The organism is Cerasibacillus terrae, assembly GCF_008039555.1.
GTDB lineage: Bacteria > Bacillota > Bacilli > Bacillales > Amphibacillaceae > Cerasibacillus > Cerasibacillus terrae.
Genome location: NZ_VDUW01000001.1, coordinates 39318 through 62823, shown reverse-complemented (window position 1 = coordinate 62823; position 23506 = coordinate 39318). Strand labels below are relative to the sequence as shown.

At 35.3% G+C, this 23506-nt stretch carries 21 protein-coding genes, 1 pseudogene and 1 other annotated feature; of the genes and pseudogenes, 12 read left to right on the top strand and 10 right to left on the bottom strand.

All coding sequences use genetic code 11. The features are described from left to right. Positions 1-68: 68 nt before the first annotated feature. The gene (locus FHP05_RS00310) at positions 69-626 is read right to left on the bottom strand and encodes a GbsR/MarR family transcriptional regulator (protein ID WP_147664971.1); all 558 of its coding nucleotides are present in this window, start codon (positions 624-626) and stop codon (positions 69-71) included. A gap of 502 nt (positions 627-1128) precedes the next feature. Between FHP05_RS00310 and FHP05_RS00305 the strand changes: the two genes are divergently transcribed. From FHP05_RS00305 to FHP05_RS00285, 5 genes are all read left to right on the top strand, one after another. After that, positions 1129-2262 carry a betaine/proline/choline family ABC transporter ATP-binding protein gene (locus tag FHP05_RS00305; RefSeq protein WP_147664969.1) on the top strand — a complete coding sequence of 378 codons (1134 nt, stop codon included), beginning with the start codon at positions 1129-1131 and terminating at the stop codon, positions 2260-2262. A gap of 84 nt (positions 2263-2346) precedes the next feature. Continuing rightward, complete coding sequence (locus FHP05_RS00300; RefSeq protein WP_147664967.1) at positions 2347-3000, top strand: ABC transporter permease; 654 nt, start codon at positions 2347-2349, stop codon at positions 2998-3000. 18 nt (positions 3001-3018) lie between these two features. Continuing rightward, complete coding sequence (locus tag FHP05_RS00295; protein WP_147664965.1) at positions 3019-3942, top strand: osmoprotectant ABC transporter substrate-binding protein; 924 nt, start codon at positions 3019-3021, stop codon at positions 3940-3942. A 15-nt stretch (positions 3943-3957) separates the two neighbouring features. After that, entirely contained in the window at positions 3958-4632 is a 675-nt protein-coding gene (locus tag FHP05_RS00290) for an ABC transporter permease (protein WP_147664963.1), read from the top strand. A 111-nt stretch (positions 4633-4743) separates the two neighbouring features. After that, the gene (locus tag FHP05_RS00285) at positions 4744-6474 is read left to right on the top strand and encodes a CocE/NonD family hydrolase (RefSeq protein WP_147664961.1); all 1731 of its coding nucleotides are present in this window, start codon (positions 4744-4746) and stop codon (positions 6472-6474) included. A 129-nt stretch (positions 6475-6603) separates the two neighbouring features. Here FHP05_RS00285 and FHP05_RS00280 read toward each other — a convergent pair whose 3' ends face one another. Further along, on the bottom strand, positions 6604-6915 hold the full coding sequence (locus tag FHP05_RS00280; RefSeq protein WP_147664959.1) for a hypothetical protein: 312 nt from the start codon (positions 6913-6915) through the stop codon (positions 6604-6606). A 54-nt stretch (positions 6916-6969) separates the two neighbouring features. Continuing rightward, positions 6970-7731 (bottom strand): class I SAM-dependent methyltransferase, encoded by a 762-nt coding sequence (locus FHP05_RS00275; protein ID WP_147664957.1) that lies wholly within the window; start codon positions 7729-7731, stop codon positions 6970-6972. 421 nt (positions 7732-8152) lie between these two features. Here FHP05_RS00275 and FHP05_RS00270 point away from each other — a divergent pair, with 421 nt between their 5' ends. Further along, positions 8153-8932: a 2-keto-4-pentenoate hydratase gene (locus FHP05_RS00270; protein WP_230973896.1), complete on the top strand. Its 780-nt coding sequence runs from the start codon at positions 8153-8155 to the stop codon at positions 8930-8932. Between the two features lie 82 nt (positions 8933-9014). Here FHP05_RS00270 and FHP05_RS00265 read toward each other — a convergent pair whose 3' ends face one another. After that, positions 9015-9557, bottom strand: coding sequence for a recombinase family protein (locus FHP05_RS00265; protein ID WP_147664955.1), 543 nt, complete (start codon positions 9555-9557; stop codon positions 9015-9017). Positions 9558-9861: 304 nt separating this feature from the next. On the opposite strand from FHP05_RS00265, the gene FHP05_RS00260 reads away from it, so the two are divergent. The 3 genes from FHP05_RS00260 (at position 9862) to FHP05_RS00250 (ending at position 13215) form a co-directional block, all read left to right on the top strand. Further along, positions 9862-11325 (top strand): SulP family inorganic anion transporter, encoded by a 1464-nt coding sequence (locus FHP05_RS00260; RefSeq protein WP_147664953.1) that lies wholly within the window; start codon positions 9862-9864, stop codon positions 11323-11325. A 21-nt stretch (positions 11326-11346) separates the two neighbouring features. Beyond that, positions 11347-11766, top strand: a complete 420-nt coding sequence (locus FHP05_RS00255; protein WP_147664951.1) for a universal stress protein — start codon at positions 11347-11349, stop codon at positions 11764-11766. Between the two features lie 351 nt (positions 11767-12117). Beyond that, positions 12118-13215, top strand: coding sequence for a flavin monoamine oxidase family protein (locus FHP05_RS00250; RefSeq protein ID WP_147664949.1), 1098 nt, complete (start codon positions 12118-12120; stop codon positions 13213-13215). Positions 13216-13616: 401 nt separating this feature from the next. Here the strand turns inward: FHP05_RS00250 and brnQ are convergent, their stop codons facing one another. Continuing rightward, a complete protein-coding gene (gene brnQ, locus FHP05_RS00245) occupies positions 13617-14939 on the bottom strand; it encodes a branched-chain amino acid transport system II carrier protein (RefSeq protein WP_147664947.1) in 1323 nt (440 codons plus the stop codon). 197 nt (positions 14940-15136) lie between these two features. Beyond that, positions 15137-15383, bottom strand: a binding site (T-box leader). Between the two features lie 274 nt (positions 15384-15657). Here brnQ and FHP05_RS00240 point away from each other — a divergent pair. The 3 genes from FHP05_RS00240 to FHP05_RS00230 all read left to right on the top strand — a co-directional run bounded on the left by FHP05_RS00240 (position 15658) and on the right by FHP05_RS00230 (position 19246). Continuing rightward, positions 15658-16821: an aminotransferase class I/II-fold pyridoxal phosphate-dependent enzyme gene (locus tag FHP05_RS00240; protein WP_147664945.1), complete on the top strand. Its 1164-nt coding sequence runs from the start codon at positions 15658-15660 to the stop codon at positions 16819-16821. Positions 16822-17438: 617 nt separating this feature from the next. Continuing rightward, positions 17439-18260 carry a DnaD domain protein gene (locus tag FHP05_RS00235; RefSeq protein ID WP_147664943.1) on the top strand — a complete coding sequence of 274 codons (822 nt, stop codon included), beginning with the start codon at positions 17439-17441 and terminating at the stop codon, positions 18258-18260. A gap of 158 nt (positions 18261-18418) precedes the next feature. Further along, a complete protein-coding gene (locus FHP05_RS00230) occupies positions 18419-19246 on the top strand; it encodes an alpha/beta fold hydrolase (RefSeq protein WP_407923406.1) in 828 nt (275 codons plus the stop codon). Positions 19247-19284: 38 nt separating this feature from the next. On the opposite strand, the gene FHP05_RS00225 is transcribed toward FHP05_RS00230, so the two are convergent. From FHP05_RS00225 to FHP05_RS15230, 5 genes and pseudogenes are all read right to left on the bottom strand, one after another. Continuing rightward, the gene (locus tag FHP05_RS00225; RefSeq protein ID WP_230973895.1) at positions 19285-20718 is read right to left on the bottom strand and encodes an amidase; all 1434 of its coding nucleotides are present in this window, start codon (positions 20716-20718) and stop codon (positions 19285-19287) included. Between the two features lie 365 nt (positions 20719-21083). Then, on the bottom strand, positions 21084-21185 hold the full coding sequence (locus tag FHP05_RS00220; RefSeq protein ID WP_407923405.1) for a flagellin: 102 nt from the start codon (positions 21183-21185) through the stop codon (positions 21084-21086). Between the two features lie 362 nt (positions 21186-21547). Continuing rightward, positions 21548-22596: pseudogene (locus FHP05_RS15680) on the bottom strand (flagellin N-terminal helical domain-containing protein). A 76-nt stretch (positions 22597-22672) separates the two neighbouring features. Continuing rightward, a complete protein-coding gene (locus FHP05_RS00205; protein WP_269144268.1) occupies positions 22673-23239 on the bottom strand; it encodes a peptide arginase family protein in 567 nt (188 codons plus the stop codon). Between the two features lie 28 nt (positions 23240-23267). Continuing rightward, complete coding sequence (locus FHP05_RS15230) at positions 23268-23414, bottom strand: hypothetical protein (protein WP_191126190.1); 147 nt, start codon at positions 23412-23414, stop codon at positions 23268-23270. Positions 23415-23506: the final 92 nt, after the last annotated feature.

Genomic DNA, 23506 nt, shown 5'->3' with positions numbered 1-23506 from the left:
TTAGTACCTTCAAAGTGTTAAAAGTTCCCACTTACCATTAATATAGCTTTTCGATTATTTTATTATCTTTATTTCTTTTCTATATATTTTGGTACATATTTAAAAATTTCACCTGACTCAAAAAACTCGATTAAACGACTAATCCAATTATAATAGTCAAACCACAACTTGATTTCTTTCAATAATTCATTCATTTTTTCTTCTGATATATCATCAAGTTTTTCGTCATGTGGCCTGTTTTCATTTATTGATTGTAACTGTTGACGTAAATGCTGTTCAAACATTCTACCCTTACTAACGGATTTTCGCCAACTGGATGTGAATAGAGCAATGAATGTCTGATAATAATCCCTTTCAACATTTATTAAATCTTTTCGAACCCCTTTTTTAAAAACTTTTTCAGCAATATTTAACTCTATCATTTCACGAACTACTTGGCTCATGCGCATTTTACTCATTCCTGTTGCTTCCGATAACTGGTCTAATGTCATCGGTTCTCTGTTCATATAAATTACTCCAAGCACTCTTCCTATTGTTTCTGAAACACCGAATGTGCGCATATTATCAGCAATTTTTTCAACAAATTGATGTTCCATCTCTTCCATTTGATAAGATAATTCTTCCATCCATATGGCTCCTTTTACACATCTTTTAATTACGTAAGGGTTAATATAACATACTTTATAACGAAAAGGAAAAAGCATATACCCTTGTAAATTGAAGCTAATCAAAGTAATTATATACAAATCACATATAAATTATATAAAATATATATTTTATAAACTTTATATAAAGATATGAGCTATTTTACTGTTTTTCATTTAGATGTAAATCCTTTACAATATACCCTGTAATACTTTCAAGGGTTCTAGTAAATGAAATCGTACAATCTTCAAGCTTCATTGTTACAAGTATACTTATATTTCAATAGACTTAGTTCAAAACTAGGCTTTTAAACTGCGATTACATTTCTCACCGAAAACATTTGTATAAGTTCATCCCTGCACGTTAATCGGAACGAAAGCCGTTCCAGGATCTAGTTATCCATATATTCATGCACGCAAAAGCACAATCGGTATTATCATTACAAGCAAAACATAAATTGAAAACTATGAAGGAGGTTTTTTTTTGCTAAAAATTAAAAATGTATCAAAAGTATATGAAGGCGGAAAGAAGGCAGTAAACAACATCAATTTACATATAAAAAAAGGTGAATTTATTGCTTTTATTGGTCCCAGTGGTTGTGGCAAAACGACAACTATGAAATTAATTAATCGTCTCATTGAAACAACCGAGGGTGATATCTACATAGAAGGTGAAAATATTCGCGATAAAAATGTTGTAGAACTACGTCGCTCTATTGGCTATGTTATTCAACAGATTGGGTTATTTCCTCATATGACAATTGCGGAAAATATTGCCCTTGTACCAAAACTATTAAATTGGCCACTAGAAAAACGACGTAAACGTGCCGAAGAATTACTTAAACTAGTTAATATGGACCCTAGTTACCTAGAGCGTTATCCAGATGAATTAAGTGGTGGTCAGCAGCAACGTATCGGTGTATTACGTGCACTTGCAGCTGATCCCCCACTTATTTTAATGGACGAACCTTTTGGAGCACTTGATCCGATTACAAGGGATGGATTACAAGACGAATTTAAAAATTTACAACAATCCTTAGGTAAAACTATAGTTTTTGTTACACATGATATGGATGAAGCTATTAAACTAGCTGACAGAATCGTTATCATGCGTGCTGGTGAAATTGTACAAGTAGGTTCACCAGATGACATTTTACGTGAACCAGCAAATGATTTTGTTGAAGAATTTCTTGGAAAACACCGCATTATGGAATCACGCCCTAATCTACAAACAGTGAAACAAATTATGAATAAAAATCCAGTTTCCATTACAGAGGATGAATCCTTATCACAAGCAATTAAAATGATGAGAGATAAAAAAGTCGATTCCCTTTTAGTTGTCGATAACGATAATATTCTTAAAGGATTTATTGATATCGAAATGATTGAAGAGAACAGAAAAAAACAGAGTTCTGTTTATCAAATAATGGAGACTAATCTTTATACAGTCGAACAAAACACTTTATTGCGTGACACCGTACGTAAAATTTTACGTAATGGAATGCGTTATGTTCCTATTGTAGATGAAGAAAAACATCTCACAGGTATTGTTACCAGAGCAAGCTTGGCAAATATTGTCTACGATTCCATTTGGGGTGACCAAGAACTAATTCCGTAATCGTACATAAATAGAAGCAGAGAAAGGCATTTTTAATGAACAATACAGTAATTACTCTATTAACCACACAAAGGAAGTGATAACGTGGAAGCATTTCAAACCTTTTTAATTGAATACGGGGACCAGCTACTATTTAAATCATGGGAACATCTGTACATTTCATTCATATCCATTTTCCTTGGTGTCCTTGTCGCTGTTCCACTTGGCATTGCCTTAACACGGGTTCCAAAAGTGGCCGACAAAATCATGTCATTAGTAGGGATTGTACAAACATTCCCCACACTAGCTATATTAGCTTTTTTCATACCATTACTAGGAATAGGAAAAGTCCCTGCGATAGTCGCCCTATTCTTCTATTCCCTACTCCCTATTTTACGTAATACATATACAGGGGTTCACAGTCTAGATCAAGGCTTACTCGATGCAGGACGTGGCATGGGGATGACACAGTGGGAAAGAATTCGAATGGTCGAACTCCCCTTAGCGATGCCAGTCATTATGGCTGGAATACGCATATCCACCGTTTATTTAATCGGTTGGGCGACACTTGCAGCGTATATTGGAGCTGGAGGACTTGGTGATTTTATTTTTGATGGTTTAAATTTATTTAAAACCGAATTTATATTAGCTGGAGCCATACCGACTACAATTATGGCCCTAGTTATTGATTATTTACTTGGCCGATTAGAAGAACGATTGACACCTGAAGGTATTAAAGATGCAACAGAAACGATTTAAAAAGGAGGAAGGGACGCGATGTTTCACAAACAGAAAAAATATTTAATAATTGTTTTAGTAGTTTCATTACTTGTTTTAAATGGCTGTTCCTTGCCTGGATTAGGTGGTTCTTCTAAAAACACGATTAAAATTGGAACACTTAACACATCAGAATCAATGACAGTTGCCTACATTATTAAACAATTAATTGAACATAAAACAGATTACAAAGCAGAAATTATAGGAAATATGGGGTCTTCCATCGTGCAACATCAAGCACTTGAACAAGGAGAAGTTGATATAACAGCAACTCGATATACTGGAACAGATTTACCTGGTGCATTAAATATGGATCCTGTTACAGACCCAGATAAGGCGTTAAAAATTGTACAGCGTGAATTTGATAAGCGATTTGACCAAACATGGTTTGATCCATACGGATTTGAAAACTCTTATGCGTTCACAGTAACGGGCGATTTAGCTGAAGAGAAAAACTTAGAGAAAGTTTCCGACATTGAAGAATATGCGTCTGACTTACGATTAGGAGTCGATAATGCATGGCTTAACCGAGCAGGAGATGGTTATCAGGGCTTTATTGAAACATATGGCTTTGAATTCGGAAAAGCCTACCCGATGCAAATTGGGCTTGTCTATAAAGCGGTCGAAAGTGGAGAAATGGATGTTGTTTTAGCATATACAACAGACGGACGAATTGAGGAATTTGATTTAGTAAACTTAGAAGATGATAAACAATTTTTCCCACCATATGATGCTTCTCCAGTTGCAAGCAACGATATTTTAAAAAAGTTTCCAGAAGTACGTGATATTCTCGAACTATTAGAAGGAAAAATTGAACAAGAAGCGATGCGACGGATGAATTATGAAGCGGATGTCAAAATGAAAGAACCAGCTGTGGTTGCTAAGGAATTTTTACAAGAACACAATTACTTTGATAATGAGTAGAAAGAGGTGACTTTTATGGATACATTAATTGAATTATGGAATTACTATGCACAAAATTATTCATATGTTTGGGAAGAGTTTTACAAGCACTTTCTTATGTCTGCTTATGGCGTATTATTTGCGGCGATTATAGCTATTCCTGTTGGGATTTTTATCGCCCGTCATGCTCATTTAAGTAAATGGGTCTTCTCTTTCACAAATATTATTCAAACCATTCCAGCCTTAGCTATGCTTGCTGTTTTAATGCTCGTGATGGGATTAGGACCGAACACGGTCATTGCAGCATTGTTTCTATATTCTTTATTACCTATTATTCGTAACACATACACTGGTATACGCAATGTCGATCAGGCTTTGATTGAATCCGGACGTGGTATGGGTATGACGAAATTTCAATTATTGCGTATGGTTGAACTACCACTAGCACTTTCCGTCATCATGGCTGGTTTAAGAACCGCCCTTGTGATTGGGATTAGTATTGCTACAATCGGTGCGTTTATCGGTAGTGGTGGTTTGGGTGCGATTATTATCCGTGGAACAAACGTCACAGATGGAACAGCTATTATATTAGCCGGAGCGATACCTACTGCATTAATGGCTGTTGTTGCTGATCTTGGAATGGGCTGGCTTGAAAAGCGTCTTATGCCTGGTAGAAAGAAATCAAACAACGAGCAATCTAATGCCATTTAATGTTAGGAATTATTCGACAAGTAACTCTTACGAAAATTCCTTCAAAGTTACTTGTACGTAATATCACAGGAGGAGGTCTTCCATTCATCTAATAAATTAGGAGGGATTTGTATGGAAATGGACCAAATCATTTTAGAAAAAAACGTTCCATGTACTGTACGGGATGGAACAACACTTTATGCAGATATATACCGTCCAAATCGAGAAGGTTCTTTTCCCATTCTCCTTACCCGACTTCCTTATAGCAAAGATGACCCATTTTATTCCCATCGATATTTAGATACCAATCGGATAGTACAGCATGGCTACGTCATTATTATTCAAGATGTTCGAGGACGATTTGAATCAGAAGGAGAATTCCAGCCGTTTAAAAATGAGGCACATGATGGGTATGACACGGTTGAATGGGCAGCCACTTTACCTTATTCATCAGGTAAAGTGGGGATGTTTGGCCTATCCTATTATGGGTTTACCCAGTTGTTAGCTGCCCGTAAACGGCCTCCTCATTTAAAAGCAATTTTTCCGGCAATGACTTTAAATGATTTACAACGTAATATGATCTACCAAGATGGTGCTTTGAAGGTAGCTTCTATAAAAACATGGACATTGGAATCCATTGTGCCCAATTTATTGAAACGGAAATATACTACCCAAAGAACATACGAAGATAAATTACAACAATGGCTTACTGAAATGAATCACATCGATAAATCATTTCGTGAAGTACCTGTTCTAAATTGGAAAGTACTTGAGGAATTCAGTGTGGCAGATTACTTTTTTAAACACTTGTCACTTTATCCAGATGATAAAGAATGGGATGAAACAAGTATCACGAAACACTATCAAAACATCAATATACCCGCCTATCATCTTGCTGGCTGGTATGATAATTTCCTAAAGTCAACGATAGAGAACTTTCAATATATGAATCAAAAAACAAATCAAGTACAAAAGTTAATGATAGGACCGTGGACACATGGAGATTTCAGTTCGACCGCTGGGGATCGTTATTTCGGCAACCATGCTTCTGAAGACTTTTTAGCTGGAAAAGAAGACCTTACAACACTTCACATACGTTGGTTTGACTACTGGTTAAAAGAAAAGGAAACAGGTATCAAGCAAGAAGCACCCATAAAAATATTTGTTATGGGAATCAATGAATGGCGTGATGAATATGAATGGCCATTAGCACGTACCTCTTATGTTCCTTATTATTTTCATAGTAATGGTAATGCTAACTCCCGTTTTGGAGATGGCTCTTTGAGTACAGAGGCTCCAAACAATGAACCGGAAGATACATTTATTCATAATCCAGATCATCCCGTTCCAACCCAAGGTGGACAAACATTATATCACGGAGTTCATACATCTGGACCACGTGATCAACGTTACGTAGAGGAAAGAGAAGATGTACTTGTCTATACCAGCGCGCCACTGACAGAGCCACTGGAAGTAACAGGACCGATTAAAGTAAAACTATGGGCAAAAAGCGATGCGAAAGATACAGACTTTACAGCAAAACTCATTGATGTTCATCCAGATCAAACTGCTTATAATCTTACGGATGGAATTGTACGTGCTAAATATCGTAATGGTACTAAGGAAGAAAAAGAGTTAAACGAAGAGATTATCTGTTATGAAATAGATTTATGGGCAACAAGTAATGTCTTTTTATCAGGACATGCCATACGTGTAGAAATCGCTTCTAGTAATCACCCTCGTTTTGATGTCAATCCAAATACGGGGACAACATTAAAAAACACGAAACAAACACAGACAGCTACTCAAACGATTTTTCATAACAAGGAGTTCCCTTCTCATATTGAATTGCCGATTGTTTGAACATATACTTAAAAACAAAAAAAGATCATAACCAAATAAATAGAAGGTATGTATGTTCATATATGAATTTACATACCTTCTATTGTTATAATTATGTTCGCTTCTCCACAAAAAGAAAGCATTTACACATTACGGAGCAAAATCAATTTGCCCAGTAAACAATAAAGTTATTATGATCACCCAATATATAAAGAAAGATGATGAAAGAATGAATGAGATAATAGGTATAATATTTTTCTCCGTTTTCTTCACTATCCCAATTATTGATAATAAAATACCTAAACCAGTTAGAAAAAACGTGATATAATCTCCAACCAAATTCCCAATATTTGCTATTCTTGTGGGTGTTACAAATACAATGAAGAAACAAATAATTCCAATCAGTAAAGAAATATAACTGATGATACCATGTTTCTTTTGAATAGCTTTTTCGTTTTCCACATAAGCACAACCTTTCTAATACTTTAGTCTAAATTTTACTACAGCGTTTTGCTTTTACTCCTTTAATACCGCTTCAAATGTAATCATTTCATTTGCATTTGAAGGATATTTACCATATACATATCCTGCCGAAATTGTAATATCAGTGAAGCCAATGCTTTCTAATAACATTTTAAATTCTTCTATCCCATACCACCTCAATCCAAACTCTTGTAATTCTGTATCGATTAATTTTCCATCTTTCCACTTTTCATACTTTAAATATGTTTTAGTTGTTTGCTTTATCCAATCCATTTCGATTGACTTACTTTCCAATGTAATTCCTTCTCCATTTAGTAACGAAAATGAGTCTGTTACAATTTCCCCCACTTTAAAATCATATGGCATGAACAAATCAATAATAATACGTCCTTTTGGTGCTAAATGATTCTTAAAATTAGTTAATACCTTTATCGAGTCCAATCTATTTTCTATTAAACAAAAAGAACCAGTTGGCATGACAATCGCTTCATATTTATCTGGAAAAGAAAAATCCCTTAGGTCTCCCTCATATAAATTTGGATTCAGTCCTCTTTTTTCACATCGCTTCTTACAAGAATCTAGCATCTCTTTTGAATAGTCTATTCCATCTACTGTATTACCTTGTTCCAAAAGCGGAATGAGAAACCTACCTGATCCAACACCAGCTTCTAGTAATCTCCCATTGATATTTCCTAGTCTTTCTAAATAATATTCTATGTCACCATTGATGGATTTACCGACCGGTTTTGTAAAATCATAAAGCTCTGTACTTAGTTTTCCATAATAACTAAACATCTCTTCTCTCCTTATTGAGAATTCCCTTTTATGGTGTCAATCTTTCCATAAGCGTTTAAAATGAGATTCATTCTGGGATATTTTTAATTGATACACATCTGGATTACTCATTTTCCTCCATTCCTCAAATCCAAAATCTAAATCATAATAATTTAATACAAGGGATACAATGCCTCCATGTACACAATAATTGTATTTTCAGTATTACTAGCCACAATATCTTCTATAACCTTTACAATTCGCTTCACAATGTCTAATGATATAGATGTTTATATCCATAATTTCTCCTTAAAAGAACATACAAAAAGACATGTAATCTTTTCAAATTTGCAATCCATGTTTTTATTTTATATTATTCCGACTTTACAAAATATGGTATACCAATTAAACTAAAATGTAAAATCAAAGGGAGAGTGAGCGTGTGACAGATAAAATAGATATGATTGTGAATAAATTACTAAATGCGTATAAAACAGGTATTCCAATTGATTTTATCAGAAATGAGATAACATTAGATGAACAAACTTCCTACAAAATTCAAGATGTATTAGTCAAGAAAAAATGTGCACTATTCAACGAAGAGATTGCAGGTTATAAAATCAGTATGACAAGTCCAGAAACACAGAAACTAGCTAACACAAATGAGCCAGCATATGGAACAATCACGACCTCCTCACTACTAAAAAGCACAGATAGTCTTTCGCTTACAAATATGAACAAACCGCTTGTAGAGCCTGAAATTATGTTTATTCTTACCGACGATATATCTATGGGAGCAACCGAGGAAGAAATTCTTGCCCACAGTAAACTGACTGCAGGTCTTGAGATTCCTGACTCACGATACAAAAATTGGTTTCCTAACTTCACTTTACAAGATCTCCTCTGTGATAACGGCGTAATGGGAAAAGTAGTTATAGCAGATGAAGTAGCCCCCCCATCATTTGAGGCTTTGGCTAAGATTGAAATGGAGCTATTTTACAATGGGGAAAAAATCAGTGAAGGTATTGCTTCGAATGTACTTGAAAATCCTGCCTCATCTGTTGCCTGGTTAACACAAAAGCTTGCAAAACAAGGCAAAAACTTAAAAAAAGGAATGGTTATTTCTTCTGGGACATTTATCTCTCCTATTCCTGTTGAGGAAGGTATATATGAGGCTAACTTTACGGGGTTAGGTAATGTAAACATTTTACTTAAATCTTGATATAGACTCCCCAGTCCAAAATATTGGCCTGGGGGATAAACCTTCATAGTGAATTTATGTATTATCTTGTCTGACGATAATTTTAATTTTCAAGATATCTATATAATGTAGATTTGCTGATTCCTGTATCTTTCTTTATCTCGGAAAGGCTATATTTCTTACTTTGGTACATTTTAATGGCACGTTTTACATTTTCATCAGGTTTTCTTGGTCTTCCCGTAGTTACTCCTTTTTGTTTTGCCTCATATAATCCTTTTTTCGTCTTTTCACTTATTACATCACTTTGAAATTCCACCAAGTGCTTCACAATATCACTAAAGTTATATCCATTCTTTTTACTTGTATCAATACCTTCTAAAAGAGATTGTACATAAGCTCCTTTGGTTTCTATAATTTCTAGTAATTCTACTAAATGACGGGTTGAATCGGCTATGACAAAGAGTTTCGTAACAATTATTTTGTCGTCAGATTGGATAGTATCAAGTATGTATTCTAACTGGGTTCTTTTTTTGGCGGATGAATGTTCTTCTTTAATGATTTTAGAGCAATTCAGTTGTGTTAGTTTTTTTAATTGAATTTGACAATCTTTATCTTCATAATAAGGCCTCATATATCCAAGTAACATAGATACTCCCCCAACTATAAAAATGTTTTCTTTTATCTTCGCGGCGTTACTAATACTCCCACTTTTTAGGCGATAGTCAAGTAACGCCAAGGCTTCGAAATAAGTGCGGATAAGATTCGGGTGGAGTAAAAACTCCATTTGAATCAAGTCTTTTTTATCATAACATATTCTTTATTTTTTAAAATAAAAGTTCCAAAAGGGTTCCATTTTGGGAAATAAGATGATAGACTAATCTTTATTGATATCGGCCAGGGCTTTTATGAGAGTTAAAAGCCAAAAAAATATATAAAAGAGGTGTTAAAAAGTGCAAGGAAGGATAAAAAAGGAATGGTTTTCTAATATAAGGGCAGATATCCTTGCGGGGATTGTTGTCGCATTAGCATTGATCCCCGAAGCGATTGCTTTTTCCATCATTGCTGGGGTTGATCCGATGGTGGGATTGTATGCTTCTTTCTGTATCGCTGTTATCATCGCTTTTGTTGGTGGGCGCCCAGGGATGATTTCGGCTGCAACAGGTGCCATGGCATTATTGATGTTACCTTTAGTGAAAGAGCATGGACTGAATTATCTATTAGCGGCTACTATTTTGACAGGTGTGATTCAAGTACTTTTTGGTATATTTAAAGTGGCCAAGGTTATGAAATTCATTCCTCGTGCTGTTATGATTGGTTTCGTCAATGCACTCGCCATATTAATTTTTATGGCTCAGGTACCACATTTTATTGGTATTTCAACGATGACTTATGTTTTTGTTGCCATTACATTATTAATTGTCTATATCATGCCTAGATTTATTAAAACAATCCCGGCTCCATTAATCGCAATCATTATTTTAACAGCTATTGCTATTTATGCCAACATGGACTTGCGAACAGTGGGAGATTTAGGAACAATTACAAAATCTTTGCCGGAATTCTTTATTCCAGATGTTCCATTTACATTCGAGACACTAGCGATTATTTTCCCTTATTCGTTAGCTTTAGCCATTGTCGGTTTATTAGAATCTTTGCTGACAGCATCTATTGTAGATGATATGACAGGAACAGAAAGTAATAAAAATAAAGAAGCTAGAGGGCAAGGGATTGCCAATATTTTTACTGGTTTCTTTGGCGGCATGGCCGGTTGTGCTATGATTGGACAATCTGTCATTAATGTTAAATCAGGAGGACGTGGCCGACTATCCACTTTAGTTGCAGGATTGTTCCTTATGTTTTTAATCATTGTTCTCGGAGATTTAGTAGTCCAAATTCCCATGCCAGTACTTGTGGGAATCATGATTATGGTGTCTATTGGAACATTTGACTGGTCTTCGTTCTCCTATTTAAGAAAAGCACCAAAGACCGATGCCGTAGTGATGCTAGTAACTGTTGGGATTGTTGTAGCTACAAACGACTTGTCTAAGGGAGTTATCGCAGGTGTTATTTTGAGTGCTATTTTCTTTGTAGCCAAAATCTCACATATTCAAGTAAAAGAACATCATGAAAATCAGCAGACCATTTTTACGGTAGAAGGCCAATTATTTTTTGCTTCTGTAGATAAATTTGTAGATTCATTTAACTACAATGTAGAAAATAAAGATATCATCATTGATTTTTCAAATGCTCATATTTGGGATGATTCTGCTGTTGGAGCGATAGACAAAGCAGTTCTTAAATATAGAGAAAATAATAATACAGTCACCATTAAAGGATTAAATGCATCAAGCAAAAAAATTGTAGATAAGCTTTCTATTTCCAATCATTCTAATACCAAATTATCAGCACATTAATTTATTTTATGAGGTGATAAGATGTATGAAAAAATTTTATTAGCTGCAGATGGTTCAAAGAACTCAATCCGGGCTGCAAAAGAGGCGATAAAGATTGCTTCTTTGATTCAAAACTGTTTGATTGAAGTCGTTTATGTAGCCGATTTTGCCAAGGCAAAGAGTGATATCCTTCATTCGAAAGGAAAAGAAGAATTAGATTTTTCACGCAGACAGAAACTTCTTCCTTTAGAAGAACAATTAAAATCTCACAATGTAACGTATGAAGTAAAAATCCTTCATGGGGAACCTGGACCAGCCATTGTCGATTATGCGAACAAAGAGAAATTTGATTTAGTCATCATAGGAAGTCGAGGACTTAATACATTACAGGAAATGGTATTAGGAAGTGTAAGCCATAAAGTAATGAAAAGGGTGAATTGCCCGGCTCTTATTGTGAAATAGAAACGTTAAGTAAAAAGGCGCTCATTGGATTAGAAATAGTCTTGGTTTCCGTGGAATATCCACGAAATTAGGGCTTTTTCTCTTTTTATTAACCTTATTAACACCTATTCTTACCTTATCTTTTTGCTCGTGAATGGCGTAATAACTGTTTGGGTTCCGAAGAAAAATTATTAATTATTTTAGATCTTTTTTCGCATTCCCTTAATGTTAACTATCATACATTACGCAAATCTCTTCCCTTTCTCCATTATTTTCGGTATTCTTTATTTTATATGCAAAAGATGAAAAACTAGCTTGTTTTTTTGCTAAATATAAATAACTTAAGTAAACACAACGAATGGACGTGAATATATGAATGAACCTATTGTAATTGTCGGGGCTGGATTAAGTGGCCTCCGTGCTGCATCTCTACTATATTCCCAAGGCATCAATTGTAACGTTTTGGAGGCGCGTGGACGAATTGGAGGTAGAATTTTAAGTGAAATGGCCTTAGACAGACCTGACCTCGGAAAGTTCGATCTAGGCCCAACATGGTTCTGGCCGCAACATGAACCCATTATCTCTCATCTTGTTAATGAACTTGGTTTACAGACATTCGAACAGCATACCAATGGAGCATTACTTTTGGAGCAATCTCTAAATGAGCCTATACAGCGACACGTCCTACCTGAAGAAGCTGTCGAGAAATCAGTACGCCTTGTTGGGGGTGTTCAGTCTCTAATTGACGCTATAGCAGACTCGCTTCCTCCCAGTACAGTTAAATTAAATACATGTGTAACGGCAATTCAAATGAACGATCACGGAACTACCACCGTTGAAGCGGTTCTCGGTGATGGGAAAAAGAAAACTATACGTGCAAAAGCTGTTATCTTAGCACTACCACCCCGAATTGTGGCACAACGGATAACATTCTCACCTTCTCTACCCACTGAATTTATGGCGAGCTTGGTAGATAAGCCTACATGGATGGCAGGACAGGCTAAGGTGGTTGCAATATATAATAGCCCTTTTTGGCGAGACGATGGACTTTCCGGCCAAGTAATGAGCTGGGGTGGTCCCTTGCAGAAGATTCACGATGCATCACCCAGTACAGGGTATGGTGCACTCTTTGGTTTCTTCGGGATACCTGCAAAGATACGCCAGGAAATGGGGGAGGAAAAAATTCTCAAGCTTGTTGTTGATCAGTTGACAAGGCTTTTTGGGCCTTCCGCAGAAAAGCCGATTTCTCTTTTATATAAAGATTGGTCTAGTGATCATGAAACTGCGGTTGAAGATGACCTTAACCCACTTACCAAATTTCCAAAGTATGGTCAATCGACAATTACAGGTGTGTGGGAAAAGAATATCATTTTTACTGGTACAGAAACTTCCTTTGAACATGGGGGACATCTTGAAGGTGCACTTCAGTCAGCTGAACGTGCAGTTTCTGAAGTTATTGAATTATTATAAAAGGGAATATTTTACAAGGAAAATCTAGGTGGAATCGCGAAGTGTAATATCCGAATAATCACTAACCGAAAAGGCAGCAGTAAATATCTCTAAAAAGCTAAAATCATTGTCAAAACTTCGTCCATTTTGTTTTAATGGACATTCTACTAAGTTTTTTCATCAAGCTTAATCAATAGGTTCTAAAAACTATAATATTTTTTAAAAATTATTTTAGGGAATCCCATATAAACTGAAGTTTTCCGTTCTTTTAATATAAGCCAGAGGGACAGTCCCCTCTGGCTTTGGTATTCCATAAGATGATAGTTTAGAGTTGTTACGTATTTAAAAAGTATTCCAAAAAGTAAGGTTATATCCTCACTTATTCTACTATTGTCGTTTTCAAAACTCCATTTTCAGTGTGTTCATGAAGCGATTGTAGCTTCCTTATGCAAAATCTTTCCTTGAGAGTCATCCCACAAATAACCAATAATCGCAACAACTAAGGTCGGCACTACCCAGCCCAAACCATTTTCGAATAATGGAAATACACCTAATACGGTATCAATGATTGGTACATCAATGTTAAAGAATTGTAAAACATCGTATACAGCAAAAACAGATGTTACCGAGATTGATAAAACGTACATTTTCTTACTTTCGCCAATGAAATGTTGAAATATTGATAATATAATTAACACGATGGCAAACGGGTATACAAAGACAAGCAGTGGTGTTGCAATAGCTAAAATCGTGTTTAAACCAAGGTTTGTAATAAGTAATCCAGTCACAACAAAAATGAGAACAAATTTTTTATAAGAAATTTTAGAAAAAGTTTGACTGAAGAAACTAGCACATGCATTGATTAATCCAACACAAGTTGTTAGGCATGCCAATGTTACAATTGTACCGAATAATAAACTTCCGCCATAACCAAATAATCCTTTAGAAGCTAATACAAGTATTTCGGCGCCATTTTCTACAGGTGTATCCATTGGTAGTACCCTTCCAATCCAGCCAAGTGAAAGATATACAATGGTAAGACCTACAGCTGCAATTATTCCCGCAAGAGCAGTTCCACGAATTAAATCTTTTTTCTTCCCTACCCCTGTCAACTTTAAACCATTAATAATTACAATTCCAAATGCTAATGCAGCAATGGCATCCATCGTATAGTACCCTTCCAAAAAGCCGGCTAAAAATGGACTGGATTGAAATTTCTCTGCAGTTGGTTTTCCCGTGTAATTTAATGTTGTAAAGGCTTTGACAAATAAGACGGCTAATACAACTAGTAATGCTGGGGTGAGAATCTGTCCAATTCGATTGATCATTTTCTTCGGATTAATACTGAGTATATATGTTAAACCAAAGAAAACTACAGTAAATAAGAATAATGACAATCGATTATCCACTTGAAATGCTTGGACAAAACCTAATTCATAAGCCACACTCGATGCACGTGGAATTCCATAAAGTGCCCCAATCGATAAATAGATGACAATGGTAAAAATAAGGCCAAAAACAGGATGAACACGCTGTCCAATTGCTAATAAACCATTGTTAGATAGTGAGACAGACATAACCGCTAGAAATGGCATGAATACGGCAGTTAAAATAAATCCAATCATTGCAGGTATAAAGAAATCACCTGATTCCATCCCAAGAAATGGTGGAAATATTAAATTCCCTGCTCCAAAAAATAGTGAAAAAAGCATAAACCCTAAAAATAAGATATTTTTTTTATTCATCGTAAATCCCCCCTAATTATTAGCAAAAAGTAAAATCTAACAAATTATGATTTTGGATACTTTAACTTTTTATGAAATATTTTGATAATTCAGTCCAGTGATTTTGTATATGTGTTATAAATATCTCTTAAATGGTCCCTCCTGCCTAAATATTTTTATCTTCAAACTATTCTAGCAACAAAAAAACCCGTCCCATAAATTGGGACGAGTTTATACTCGCGTTACCACCCATATTCCTCAAGTTTCTTAAAGAAACCTTCGGCGCTCAACCAACGTACTATCATACGTGTTCCAGATAACGGAGGAAAACCGTCAAAGCTTACCTCATCTCAGCTTTGCATCTCAGGGATGATTTTCAGATAAGATCTACACATCAGTTTTCACCAAATTCTGACTCTCTTTGGAGTAGTTTCTTTTCCTACTTTTTCCCGTCAAAGAATTTTATTATAGTTAAAATATACTATAATTTAAATTGCATGTCAATAATTTTCAAAAAAATTAGCGAAATTAACCAAACAATGTCGGTTTTTAATCAATGTTTAAACTATAGTTGATGCCTAAAATAATTGCATCAAATTCTATTCATTACCGTGCTTATATTTTTTTCATAAATTATCAATGTATTAATAGTTATTTGAATTCAAAATAATCAATAGATATAATATAAATAAATTATTCTAGCTTAAAACAAATCAAAATTATATAGGAGATGTTTTATTTGAAGATGGAACCAGCTAAAAAAATGTCGGTATTTACACCTTCTATTTTCGGAAAATTAAAAGCAGTAACCGCTAAAAGGGAAGCACAAAATGAAAAGATAATCGATTTAAGTTTAGGTAGTCCAGACATACCGCCATCTGATTTAGTGAGACAAACTTTATCAAAAGAAAGTGCAAAGGCAGATATGTATGGATATACGTTAGGTGGAATAAAGCGTTTTAATGAAGCTGTTTCCAATTACTATCAACGTCGCTCTAAGGTTTCACTGAATCCAGAAACAGAAGTACTGCAAACGATGGGATCACAAGAGGGCTTAGTTCATTTACCGTTAGCTTTTTGTAATGAGAATGACATTGTACTAACAACAAATCCTGCATATGTTGCGTATGATGCTGGAATTAAATTGGCAGGAGCAATCCCCTACTATATGCCATTACATGCGGAGAATAATTTTTTACCTGACTTGGATGCTATCCCTGAAAATATTTTAGAACAAGCAAAATTACTTATTTTAAATTTACCAGGGAATCCAGTTCCGGCTATTCCAACAAAGGCATTTTTTGAAAAAGTTGTTTCATTTGCTAAAAAGTACCAAATTATTGTTTTACATGATGCCGCTTATTCTGAATTTTATTTTACAGAAAATTCCCCTGCTAGCTTTTTAGCCACACCAGGAGCAAAGGAAGTTGGATTGGAAATTAATTCTTTATCGAAAAGTTTTTCTTTAGCAGGTGCAAGAGTTGCTTATTTCGCTGGAAATGCGGACGCCATTCGAATTATGCGTGAATTCAAGTCAAATTTAGACTATGGTATATTCGCACCAATTCAAGAAGCAGCGATTGTCGCATTGAATCATGCGGAGGAAATTACAGATCGCCTCAGAAAAATATTCAAAGAACGCCACCAAATTCTTACAGAAGGGTTAACTGAACTAGGTTGGGAAGTAACACCATCAAGTGGTGGAATGTTTATCTGGGCAAAATATCCTTATGAAATAGATGACAAGGAATTTGCTTTTAAAGCCATTGAACAAGTCGGTGTTGTCATGGTTCCAGGTAGTGCTTTCGGAACAGAAGGCAAAGGTTTCGTTCGTATTGCCCTTGTTCAAGATGTGGAAGAACTAAAATTGGCATTACAGTTACTAAAAGGACTTGACATGTAAGTTTAGCATATGAATAGGATATTGATTATAGAAACATGTGATCAAAAAAACCAACTTAATGACTAAATGAGTTGGTTTTTTTGTACATTTTATTTTAATTTTCTTTGATCTTAGTATTAATTAGCCTTCATTGATAAAACCAATGACTCAAACAGAAACCATAAAATTTTTTTATGAAAAAAAATAAAACTCCCCTCTGGTAGCGTGTTTTATAAAAATTTGTCCAATTTTTAGATTATGTCCGGAATTGTGTGTAAAATGATAACTTTATAATGGTTATCGCTACAGAAATATACTCCGCTTTCCGCGGGCGGCTGCTGAGCCTCCTCGAGTTACACTCTGCGGGGTCTTAAGCGAGGCCTTTTTTCCCGCAGGAGTCTACGTATATTTCTTTCGCTCATGTTACTTGGTCCATTTAATATTTACACAATTATTCGGACATGACCAATTTTTATGGAATTTGCCTTAAAAATGATTTTTAGGCTATTTTTGAATTGAAAAATTCACTTTCATTATGAGGTTTTGTTGTTTTGAAGAGGTTTTTAAAAATTTTGTGTCTCGTTTTATTTCTATAAAATTTTTATAATAAAGAAAATGATTGTAGGAGATGATAAGCGATGAATTATATTAAGGAAATAAATGCATTTTATATAAAAATGGAAACAGAGCCATTATCATTTGGAGCCGTGTCCCTATGGCATACATTGTTACATATCAATAACCTAACAGACTGGGTGAAACAATTTACTGTCGCACAAGCGGTACTTTGTTATATATCAGGACTGTCAGATAGTGGTTTTAGTAGAGCGCGAGCCGAATTGCGTGATAAAGGTTTTATCACCTATATGTCGCGTGGAACGAAAGCACCTGTATATGAAATGATTTCATGTGTGAGAAGTAATGTAGCCGATGCTGGGAAGGAAGAATTTCCTACAAGAAAAGTAGATACAAAGCATACTTTCGACAAAGATTGCTCAGAAAATACAACAGATACGAAAAGCGAAATAATGATAAATGAATTAATACGTGATAAAAACAAGGTTACGATGAATAAAGATGTAAACGAAGATATGGATGAAATGGTGACAGATGAAGTGATGGAAGATGTGAATGAAGATGTGAATGAAGATGTGACGGAAGTTTCGGCGGAAGATGCGGGCACATTATATAAACAAAACAATACAAAACAAAACATAAACAAAACTACTACTAGTAGTAATAGTCGCGTAGTACCATTTGGTTCCATTCTATTTTTTACAAACCATTTTGACAAACCAACAAATAATGTGCATCAACAATTAATAAAATGGATAAAAAACATGGGAGATGAACTCGTTCTTCAAGCATTAAAACAAACCACTGATAACGGAAAAGCATGGACCTATGCAGTTGGTATTTTAAAAAAATGGCAAAAGAATCGATTATTCACACCAGAATAGGAAACATAACGCTTAAATTTATATCTTGATGATATAGGTTTCTCTAAGCCATAAACAAATGCTGTATAATATTCCTTGGAGCGAATAAAAATAAAAAAGAGATTACTTCAATTTCCAAGAAGAGTGGAGATATAATCATAGCAATTGGCGGTGGAAAATTGAGACAGAATGAATATACCAAAACGAAAATTACACTTGCTGGTGCAAAGGTGTACTGTGAATATATACTAAACGGGAAACCACCAATTATATTGATTCATGGTTTTGTATCATCTACCCATACATTTCATCGTATAATGCCTTTATTACAAAAGGAGTTTTCTGTTATTGCCATTGATTTAATCGGATTTGGCCGAAGTGAGAAATCCACGAAGTTTATATATTCCTATGCCAATTATGCGAAGGTTATTGTGGATTGTATGGATCATTTTCAACTTGAAAACGCTACAATTGCTGGTCATTCGATGGGAGGTCAAATTGCTTTATATACAGCAAGAAGCACTCCCAAAAGAATCAATAAATTAATCCTTTTAGCCAGCTCATCCTACTTAGGAAAATCTCGTAAATCTCTCATTTACAGTTCATTCTTACCCTTTTTCCATTTAATTGCCAAGTATAAAATACAACAGCAAGATGTAAAACAAAACTTAGCAAATGTGCTGTATGATTCATCACTTATTACTCCCGAATTAGTGGAGGAATATGGAAGGCCATTGAAAGAAAGAAATTTTTATAAGGCACTCGTCCGATTACTCCGCCACCGAGAAGGAGATTTAAAACCTAAAGAACTTCAGAAAATATACACGCCTGCATTGTTAATTTGGGGAGAGAAAGATAAAGTTGTACCACTTCATGTTGGCCGCCGATTAGTCAAAGATTTACCAAATGCAAAATTAAAAACCTATGAAAAAGCAGGCCATTTAATAACAGAAGAACGACCGAATGAGATTTATGAAGAAATTCTTAGCTTTGTAATGGGTACTTAGAGAGAGCAAAGTCATTTAGTTCCCTATAGGCACCTAGATCAATCAAACAAGGTACTTCGAATATATCCACGAAATCTCGCTTCAAGAATTTTGCCTAACTGAATTATGGCGGATTCATTACCATTTTTACTCATGATTTGAATGCTGATTGGCATATTGTTTTTATCTGTTCCAACAGGGATGGTTAATGCAGGCAGTCCCCAAACATTTGCATAAGCAATGTATGGCATATATTTTAAAAATGTCTTACGAATAGAGAAGATTTCTTTATATACTTTTCCATGTTTCGGTGCTGCTGTATGGTAGACAGGGAAAATAAGTAATCGATTATTTAAGTAGCCATCTAGCCTTCTATCTCCTTCACCCAGTATGTTCCTTATCACCATTTGACGTTTATGTGAAGGTTTAAAAAGCCTTGCCCCAATTAGTGCCCATGATAAATATGGATGGACTTGAGATTTCCCGATTACCTTTTTTTTTGCATATTCCAGGAATACATTCCCCTGCCCTGATGGAAACGCTACGTTGATTTCCGATTTTCCTCCACCAATTGACATGATTTCCTGCCATAATAATGCACTTTCTTCAAAATATGGTGGAGTATTTTGTTCCACCGAAAATGACCCTTTTAAGAAATCCTTCACTTTTTTTAGAATACTGGTGGTAGTATAAGTTAAAGGATAAATCTGATTGTCTGTTAAAAATTCTATTGTGTAATCGTGAATTTCCTGGTCTTCGATTTCTTTCACACTGTTTTCAGCAATAATGTTGTACATCAATTCCATGTCGCATACAGATTTTCCCATTGGTCCAAGTCCAAGCATACGACTTTGTAATGGCTCCGTAGTTTCTGGGAAATGTCCTTGTTCAGAGACCTGAAATTTACCTGATTTAAATCCTATCACTCCATTAAAATGACTTGGAAAACGAATCGAACCACCAATATCCGAGCCAATTCCAAGTGCTGCTCCACCAACACCCAATAAAGCACCCTCGCCACCACTCGAACCACCAGCCGTACGGGTTTTATCCCAAGCATTATTTGTTCGACCATATAATGTATTATCTGTTTCTTGACAAAAGCATAACTCCGGCGTATTCGTCTTTCCTAAAATAATCGCACCTGCTTGTTTAAGCTTTTTTACGACAGCGGCATCTGAATTTCTAATCCGTTCCTTCCATTTCACCAATCCCCCTGTTGTTTTCATACCAGATACATCATATGCTTCTTTAATGCTGATAGGAACACCATGTAATGCTCCCCTTTCCCCTGTTTGTGCGTCCTTTTCCTTTGCTTCAGCTAATGCTTCGTCAAACCGATCTTCAACAAGCGTATTTAAAGACGGATTAGCCCTTTTAATGTGTGTAATATAAGCTTGTGTCACTTCAAGGCTTGTTAAATTTCCGTTTCTTATTTCCTTTGCAATACTTGTAGCATCCATTTGAAGGATGTCTCGTTTTATGAAGTTCATTTTCATCACCCCACTATTATGATTATTCTGACTAATTTTAATATATCACTTTTAAGGAAAAATTGGGATGGAAATTTCAAGAGTTTGACGTATCTCTTTTGTAATAGCTCAATATTTCTGTAGGAATTTATTTCTTAATAATCTATATCATGAAAAATCACCCATTGCAAAACCACCACATAACTAGCTATGGCGTTTCTCATATGAGATAATAAAAATAAGAACATTAGTTCCAAATAGATGGGAGGAATTTTAATGAATGCTGAGGAAAGTTGGAGAAATACACCTGCTTTCTTATTAAGAAACACATATAAAAAAGAAGAACTCTAGCACGAAAACTAGAATTCTCCTATATTTATCCACTATTAACGAAGTAACTGTAATACTCCTTGTGGTGTTTGGTTGGCTTGAGCTAACATTGCTTGTGCCGCTTGAGTTAAGATGTTGTTCTTAGTGAACTCCATCATCTCTTTCGCCATCGTGCGAACATTTACTTTCATAAATGACTAGACTATATCTTCACCCTCTAGATTACTAGTAGGGGTCGGGCACTTCGGATTCCAAAGAATTTGCGGCTTCCTTGTTCACCTATGGATTTCATCATCATGAGCTAATGCTTTTAGATGGTCTATCCTAGTCGTTGAACCTTCGCCAGGCTTTCACCACAGGCGCTTGGCTGCTGATTGCCCAATCTCGTCTTTTTTCAAACCGTCACGTCTGTCATTTCCGACTGCATTGTGGTAAGACAAGCTCTAAGGGGTTTCCAGCAATTCACCCGATCATCCTCACTAACCGTTACCAGTTAGGACGACTATACCTCATGCTGCTATTATGCAGCTTCGGTATGATCAACGTCACGAATACGTGATTCTGCAGCTGTTAAGTTCTCCGCTGAAGCACCAAGGTTGTTGATTGTGTGCTCTAGGCGGTTTTGAGTAGCACCTAATTTAGAGCGTTCACTTGAAACTAAATCAATAGCACTTTGAATTTTTGTTACTGCAGCTGCTGCATTATCGTGTGTAGAAATATCTAGTGCTTGTTCTTTAATTTCACTATTCGTTCCATCTGTTACACCTAATTTAGCATCTGTACCTTCTGTAGTAAGTCCAAGTGCTTCTGCACGCATATCTGAAATTTCAAGGGACATGCTTTGATCTTTATTCGCACCAATTTGGAAATCAAGTCCAGTACCGGTTCCAATTTTTTCATCAGTACCCTGAACAGATCCAGTAATTCCTAAAGTATCTGCATGTGTACCAGAAATTGCAACTTTTGATTCCGCACCTTCTACATTACTTGTGATAGTTAGGGCATTACCATCAGTTCCAACAGTGAATTTTACTTTATCATGTTTGGAGCCATCAAATACAGTGTCTAGGTCACTTTGTAGTGCTGTTTTGACAGCATCAATATTAAAAGCACCTGATTCACCGTCCAATTTTGCTACTTCAGTTAATGCTACTTCTTGGCCATTTACAGTAATATTATCCATACCATCAAGTTTTGTATCAAAAATTGATGAGATGTCAGTTCCTGTAAGAGCTGCTGCTGTTGCTGGTCCTCCTTCGGTTTTTTCACCGTTTAGTAATTGTTGATTTCAGAAGTTAATGAGTTAATTTCTTTTTGAATTTCGTCTCGGTCTGCTGTAGTGTTGGTATCATTTCCAGCTTGTACTGCCAATTCACGCATTCTTTGAAGGATGGAATGCGTTTCATTAAGAGCTCCTTCTGCCGTTTGAATTAAAGAAATTCCATCTTGAGCATTTTTCTGCGCCATTTCCAAACCACGAATTTGTCCACGCATTTTTTCAGAGATTGCAAGTCCAGCTGCGTCATCTCCTGCACGGTTAATTTGTAGTCCAGAAGAAAGCTTCTCCAATGAACCTTGTACTGCATTGTTGTTTGCACCTAACTGACGATACGTGTAAGACTATGGGACTAAAGGAGTGTATTTATTAAATTTCAGTGATGTATTCCCTAATAATATCTAGCATATAATCTGCTGTTTTAGGAGTATATTGTGGCGACTGACAAAATACTAAGTAATCATATTCCTCGACTAATTTAAAATTATTTGGCTTATATATCTTATAGGGAATAAGTGAATCCTTTTTTAATGGATTTATATTTCTTATATTTTCAGTAAGATACGAAGCACTATATTGCGAATCATATGATCTAAATTCAAAAAATCCACTATAATCATCAAAGTCTTTTAAATAAATAGAGAAGAAGTCATTAAAATTCCAATATTCATGAAAAACAAAATTAAGCTTGTTAATCCATCCCATTGACATCGTGAATGTTAAATAGTTTGCTAAATTCACTTTTGAACGATCAAGTATTTTTATTCTTTGTTCAATTGGATAAGATAGTAACTGTGTTAATATATAATGCCATGCTGAGTCACCTAGTCCCAAATCAGAATGGGCATCAATATGAGTAACTTCAAATGGGGTTGATATATGTCCCTCTGAAATAAGTTCCTCCCAAAAATTAAACGACTCATTGTGGTGGGTAATAACTCTACCTTTTATTTTAGAACTTTTACTAAAGGCAATTTTGCTCTAAGAAATTCCGAAATTCCCTTTCTTTCCAAGGTTGCACATAATCGTCTTGAATCCTCCCCTTTCCTGTTTGCCAATAAGCTGTATCATTCAAGAAAAAATCCATGTCTATGTCTAGAATTCTAGTCATTATGTTTCCGCCTTTCTTTGATGTAATAATAAAATTATATAGAAATTATTTATTTTAATCGAATGCAGTCAGTACCTATTACATAACTTTAT

Bases quoted from the DNA above. Each gene is read 5' to 3' on its own strand.
- FHP05_RS00255 (WP_147664951.1), top strand. From the start codon at position 11,347: ATGTATGAAAAAATTTTATTAGCTGCAGATGGTTCAAAGAACTCAATC.
- FHP05_RS00225 (WP_230973895.1), bottom strand. From the start codon at position 20,718: ATGAACTTCATAAAACGAGACATCCTTCAAATGGATGCTACAAGTATT.
- FHP05_RS00310 (WP_147664971.1), bottom strand. From the start codon at position 626: ATGGAAGAATTATCTTATCAAATGGAAGAGATGGAACATCAATTTGTT.
- FHP05_RS00275 (WP_147664957.1), bottom strand. From the start codon at position 7,731: ATGTTTAGTTATTATGGAAAACTAAGTACAGAGCTTTATGATTTTACA.
- FHP05_RS00290 (WP_147664963.1), top strand. From the start codon at position 3,958: ATGGATACATTAATTGAATTATGGAATTACTATGCACAAAATTATTCA.
- FHP05_RS00235 (WP_147664943.1), top strand. From the start codon at position 17,439: ATGAATTATATTAAGGAAATAAATGCATTTTATATAAAAATGGAAACA.
- FHP05_RS00295 (WP_147664965.1), top strand. From the start codon at position 3,019: ATGTTTCACAAACAGAAAAAATATTTAATAATTGTTTTAGTAGTTTCA.
- FHP05_RS00265 (WP_147664955.1), bottom strand. From the start codon at position 9,557: ATGTTACTTGGATATATGAGGCCTTATTATGAAGATAAAGATTGTCAA.
- FHP05_RS15230 (WP_191126190.1), bottom strand. From the start codon at position 23,414: ATGACTAGAATTCTAGACATAGACATGGATTTTTTCTTGAATGATACA.
- FHP05_RS00250 (WP_147664949.1), top strand. From the start codon at position 12,118: ATGAATGAACCTATTGTAATTGTCGGGGCTGGATTAAGTGGCCTCCGT.
- FHP05_RS00220 (WP_407923405.1), bottom strand. From the start codon at position 21,185: ATGATGGAGTTCACTAAGAACAACATCTTAACTCAAGCGGCACAAGCA.
- FHP05_RS00285 (WP_147664961.1), top strand. From the start codon at position 4,744: ATGGAAATGGACCAAATCATTTTAGAAAAAAACGTTCCATGTACTGTA.
- brnQ (WP_147664947.1), bottom strand. From the start codon at position 14,939: ATGAATAAAAAAAATATCTTATTTTTAGGGTTTATGCTTTTTTCACTA.